This is a genomic window from Variovorax sp. P4_D9 (assembly GCF_056401695.1).
The window spans coordinates 1-1,463 of record NZ_JBFUIU010001400.1 but is presented as its reverse complement, the minus strand read 5'-3'; the positions used below and the strand labels follow the sequence as shown (position 1 = coordinate 1,463).

2 protein-coding genes are annotated in these 1,463 nt (G+C 61.8%); both read left to right on the top strand.

Annotated features, from left to right (window positions below; genetic code table 11):
* The coding region (locus AC1DY5_RS55390) for a Crp/Fnr family transcriptional regulator (RefSeq protein WP_478122660.1) at nt 1-573 on the top strand (573 nt) is incomplete at its 5' end.
* A gap of 166 nt (nt 574-739) precedes the next feature.
* Entirely contained in the window at nt 740-1,297 is a 558-nt protein-coding gene (locus tag AC1DY5_RS55385; RefSeq protein ID WP_478122659.1) for a DUF1003 domain-containing protein, read from the top strand.
* Nucleotides 1,298-1,463: the final 166 nt, after the last annotated feature.

Sequence of the window (1,463 nt, the reverse complement as noted above, 5' to 3'; positions counted from 1 at the left end):
GTCTACTTTCCGACCACCGCCATCGTCTCCTTGCTGTACGTCATGGAGAACGGCGCTTCGGCCGAGATCGCCGTGGTCGGCAACGAGGGGGTGGTGGGCATCTCGCTGTTCATGGGAGGAGAGTCCACTCCCAGTCGCGCCGTCGTGCAGAGCGCAGGCCATGGCTTCCGGCTCAAGGCACAGGTGATCAAAGAGGAGTTCAACAGGGCCCCTGTCCTTCACCTCCTGCTGCGCTACACCCAGGCGCTGATCACGCAGATGGCGCAAACGGCCGTCTGCAACCGGCACCACTCGCTGGATCAGCAACTGTGCCGCTGGCTGCTGCTGAGCCTGGACCGGCTGCAGGGCAGCGAGCTCGTGATGACGCAGGAACTAATCGCCAACATGCTTGGGGTGCGCCGCGAAGGTGTGACCGAAGGTGCACTCAAGCTGCAGAGGGCTGGTCTGATCAGTTATGCGCGGGGTCACATCTCGGTGCTGGACCGGCAAGGGCTGGAGCAGCGCTCCTGCGAGTGCTATGCGGTGGTCAAGAAGGAATACGACAGACTTCTTCCGGACAAGATCGCCATCTAGACAGGGTCGTCGGCGTGGGTCGCACCTTGGGCGTCGATGTGCGTTGCCGTACAGTGACCCCTGAGAACACAGTGAACGGAAACTCCGCACGGCCCCGGAGCGGATGAGGATGCCCCGGTCGGCGCAGGCGTCTCGAACTTCGAACCGACGAACAGGATGCGGAAACATGCATAAAGTCGACGACATCGCAACCAAGCTGCTGGGCTCGCGTTACGACGCCCTCGACGAGCGAACGAAGCGTGTCGCGCGGCATATCGCGGAGCGAACGCATGTTTCGCGCAATGTCGTGGCAGACGCCGATGGCGGGCAGTCATTTGGCCAGCGCGCGGCAGACGCAGTCGCGTCCTTCGGCGGGTCCTGGACCTTCGTCGGGCTCTTCGGCGCGACCATGCTGATGTGGGTCGCGCTCAACGCCCTGCTCCTGGCGACCCGCAGCACGACCTTCGATCCCTACCCATTCATCCTGCTCAACCTGTTTCTTTCGATGCTGGCTGCGGTGCAGGCGCCGATCATCCTGATGTCGCAGAACCGGCAATCCGAGAAGGACCGGATCCATGCGGAGCACGACTACGAGGTCAACCTCAAGGCCGAACTCGAGATCATGCTGCTGCACGACAAGATCGATCAGTTGCGCGAGCGCCAATGGGAAGAGTTGCTGGAGATCCAGAAGCAGCAACTCGCGCTGTTGACTGGCTTGATCGAGAAGAAGACCCGGTCGCCGTAGCCTGCAAGCCTTAGGGCAACGCTGATCAAGAGCCGTTTATTGGCTATCCAGTRTGCCGATGGCACGAGACGCATGAATTGAGACTGCTTTCGCGGGTTTTGCCCGAAATCGGAGCRGGATTCAGCGCGCCYTGACCCAATTTGGGCCGTTGCGCGAGCCCGCGGCT

Coding starts and splice junctions, on each gene's coding strand:
- AC1DY5_RS55385 (WP_478122659.1), top strand. CDS start 740: ATGCATAAAGTCGACGACATCGCAACCAAGCTGCTGGGCTCGCGTTAC.